At 44.3% G+C, this 3,436-nt stretch carries 6 protein-coding genes; 2 read left to right on the forward strand and 4 right to left on the reverse strand.

Translation table 11 applies throughout. The features are described 5' to 3' along the window. From ACTBDZ_RS16160 to ACTBDZ_RS16175, 4 genes are all read right to left on the reverse strand, one after another. On the reverse strand, positions 1-142 hold a 142-nt coding region (locus ACTBDZ_RS16160; RefSeq protein ID WP_438816069.1), incomplete at its 3' end, for a DUF4277 domain-containing protein. A gap of 673 nt (positions 143-815) precedes the next feature. Then, positions 816-1,187 (reverse strand): antitermination protein, encoded by a 372-nt coding sequence (locus ACTBDZ_RS16165; protein ID WP_438816065.1) that lies wholly within the window; start codon positions 1,185-1,187, stop codon positions 816-818. Positions 1,188-1,638: 451 nt separating this feature from the next. Beyond that, positions 1,639-1,767 carry a hypothetical protein gene (locus ACTBDZ_RS16170; protein WP_438816066.1) on the reverse strand — a complete coding sequence of 43 codons (129 nt, stop codon included), beginning with the start codon at positions 1,765-1,767 and terminating at the stop codon, positions 1,639-1,641. Positions 1,768-2,209: 442 nt separating this feature from the next. Next, the gene (locus ACTBDZ_RS16175) at positions 2,210-2,653 is read right to left on the reverse strand and encodes a helix-turn-helix domain-containing protein (RefSeq protein WP_438816067.1); all 444 of its coding nucleotides are present in this window, start codon (positions 2,651-2,653) and stop codon (positions 2,210-2,212) included. Between the two features lie 69 nt (positions 2,654-2,722). On the opposite strand from ACTBDZ_RS16175, the gene ACTBDZ_RS16180 reads away from it, so the two are divergent. Both ACTBDZ_RS16180 and ACTBDZ_RS16185 read left to right on the forward strand, forming a co-directional pair. Next, complete coding sequence (locus tag ACTBDZ_RS16180) at positions 2,723-2,938, forward strand: helix-turn-helix transcriptional regulator (protein WP_438816068.1); 216 nt, start codon at positions 2,723-2,725, stop codon at positions 2,936-2,938. A gap of 341 nt (positions 2,939-3,279) precedes the next feature. Continuing rightward, a partial coding sequence (locus tag ACTBDZ_RS16185; protein ID WP_438816070.1) for a DUF4277 domain-containing protein occupies positions 3,280-3,436 on the forward strand: 157 nt, incomplete at its 3' end.

The raw sequence follows: 3,436 nt of genomic DNA on the forward strand, positions 1-3,436 counted from the left end.
CGATCATCGCCTGGCCATGTGAGACTTTGGCTTGGTGTTTTTTGGGCAATACCGCATCGATCATTTTTGCAATACTCAGTTCATCGCACAGTGCAGCGACGAGACCTAAGTGATCAAGGTTACGGAGGCTTTGTTGAATAATAGGTAATCATGCTGTTTTTCTATGCCAGTTTTGGTAGAAAATGCTTGTCATCTTAGGTGTACAGTTTTCTCATGAGGCCTAACTGCATGATTTTGCGTTGCGAGGATCCGTCGTTTCACTTGGCTGCCAGCATAAAATCTATTTATTCAACAAAGCCGGTTACGGATGGTAACGTGGGGAGTACTCATGCTGATTGGTCTGCAAAAAGCAGTAATAAATTCAGAACTTCAGAATACCGTCAAGTCCCGAAAAAAGAAAAATCAGGTGCGGAATGACGGATATTATCACTACAGTAAGTGATAACGCCCCTTTCCCTGTAATCAGGTTGATTGAAGGTCGTGATATGAGGTTTATTAAGTTGCATCATTCAATTCTCCGTTGGCTATCAAAATATTTTCGCTTCTCCCAATCTTCCCGACATTCTTTGCAACAGAAATTACCCTCGGTTGGCCCCTCGCAATTATAGCAGCGCCCGTTAACCGGTAATTCCTTCTCTCGATGATTGGTGATCAGGTGTTGGCGAGAGGTTTCTTCGTTTTGGCTGGCTATATCTACATTATCTGCCATAACTCTATTTTATGCTCCTCAATCGTTTAATAACTTTCGGGTATTTTGCGTTAGCTGTGTTTGAAATAACGCCATATTTTCCAAGCAGCACGACCCAGCCTCAAATTCAATGAACCAGCCGCGATGTATATGTCTGCCTTGCTCTGGCGGTAATGCCATACTCCGTTTTCGGCTTGCTGTACCAGATACGATGGTTAAGACGCTTAACCATGTCGTACATTTCGGCGAAACGGTTAATTTGCTTCCTGAACCTGGCCAGTATGCCGAAATTAATTCGTGGCGCACGTTTGCGCTTGAAAGCCAATTCAATTCGGTTAAGCGCTTTGCGTTTTTCTGGCTTCTGCCCCAAAACTTTATCAATACGGGATAACACCAGTTCACGCCGGATGGCTTCTGCCTTGCGTCTGGCATGACGGCGAATAGCGGCGTTTGTTTTGTTAACAGGATTAACGGATTTACGGTAAATGATAGTAGCCATATTCCCTCCAACAGATGGTTTTGGTGGTGTGGTGAGCCAGTGGTGGCCCTGGTGTTGGCTATAATTTTTATTCAGCCCACCACACCCTAAAAACATCTGGGCAAAGGTTCGGCACGTTGTCGGTGCCTTCCGTAGAGCGCGAGGCTCGTTGTAAAAAGAGCGGTTAAAACAGAGCAAACTCATTAATCTGCTGTGGTTTAATGCCTGGTTTACTTCTCCACCTCAGGCGGCAGTGGTATGCTGGAGTTCTCACACAACCAGCAAGGTAAAAAGATGGCTTTAACCACGATCTGTCCAAAATGCGAATCTTCTTCATTTGAGATATCATCTGAAAAAACAATTAGTTCAGATAAAGTTAGATTCATTCAATGTAAGAATTGTGGCGCTGCTGTCTCTGCTATCCCTATGAGCTCCGCGAGACTACTTACTGGTATCGCGAGGGAGTTAGGCGTTAAATGAAAAAGTTATCTTTATCCCCTTCACCGAAGGTGTGATCGGGTCGGGTGCTTTTTATCGCTTCCAGGGCAAGGCGTAGGACGTCCTCTACGTCTTCTTTTTGCAGGTTATGAGACTTAGTCACATACAAGGTCTCTTTAACTACGCGGGCTGCTGCTGAAAGCAGGACTTCTGCTTTAATTTTTTTTCGTTCATCTCACTCACCTCATCTCTGTGTTTTTGCTGCTATCCCAACCGCCGTCATGTTCGTTCGCCTCGGGCTGGCTACTTACGCTCAGGCAATCGGCGGGTAACTCGAGGTCTTGCCTGCCGGGGTATTGCCGTTGCGGGTTGGTGGTCCACCGTCTGGCTGAAGGCTGTCTGGTGGGGTGATGGGAGGAATGATACGATATGTATCGAAGGTTGTAAATACTTTTTGTATCGAAGGGTGCCAATACAATTCGTACCTATATGAATATAAAGAGATTATTTTTAAAGTGAGGTAAAACTAATGATGAAGAGTGAGGAGGGCTAAAATACGTTTAAAATTTGACCATTTATCAATCTGTTAACTGCAAATATAGAATTTATGAAGCGTCTTTTCTTGCTTTGAGCCATTTTTCTATCAATTGATCCATTTGGTCTTTTTTCTCACGCAGTTCTTTCAACATCTTTTCCTGTTCATCTTCAGGAAAAAAAGCAAGTAGTTCAACAAGTGCTTTTTGTCTTGCTGTGAGGGCATCCTTCGTCAAAATGCCTGGGTCGTAATCATCAGGCAGGCTCACACTGCCATCACTATGTAGGACAACGTTACTCAAACCTAGAATTTGAAATATCGAAGCAATATCTGTAAGAGATGGTTCTCTTCTACCATTAAGCCAATGACCTACCGCACCGGGAGTTTTTCCCAGCATGTTAGCTATTCTTTCTCTCGTAACGCCTCGCTCCTTCATGCGGTAGCGCACTAGTTCTGACCATTTATATCTCATACCTAGATTATTACGGATTGTATAGCTACCGACAAACGACATTATGTATGTATCTCTTGATTATTATCGATACGATATGTATCATAAGGTCTGAACCAAATGGAGGCTCAAGTGAATAAGATTAAAGAAGTACGCAAATCATTGCGCCTTACACAATTCGATGTGGCTCAAGCGGCAGGATGTACTCCAGGCGCTATTGCTCACTATGAAAACGGAAGGCGAACTCTAAATATTTCGATGTGCAGAAAATTGATTTCTGTCTTTAACAAATTTGGAGCAAACATCGGTATTGATGATTTGTTTCCGTACGAAAATAACGCAGCCTAACCAGCAGTACCCGCTCTTTACAACGGACACTCGTCCTACGGAAGCCACCGACAACGTGGCGAACTCAACATCCCACAGTAACAAACTCACTGTGACTGGCTCACGGCTTCGTCACGTCTGTTGATTACCCAATTACACCACAGGTGCCGTGTATCTACACGCGCATCCGATAACCTATTGCCTAAAAGGAATACTAACAAATGGTACATAAAACACCCAGCCACCTTTCCAGGCTTAAGATCATCAGCGCCAACTTATTGACGCTGAAAAATGGCGATACATATATCCGTCATTCCGCACCTGATTTTTCTTTTTTCGGGACTTGACGGTATTCTGAAGTTCTGAATTTATTACTGCTTTTTGCAGACCAATCCAAAGTCTCACATGGCCAGGCGATGATCGCTATGATTTTGAACGGACTGGGCTTTCACAGCGGTACCCTGCACATGTTCCCGCAGTTCTTCGCCAACAAGCCGGTCGAGCGGCTAATTGGCCCCG

The organism is Symbiopectobacterium sp. (genome assembly GCF_051710365.1).
Taxonomy (GTDB): Bacteria; Pseudomonadota; Gammaproteobacteria; order Enterobacterales; family Enterobacteriaceae; genus Symbiopectobacterium.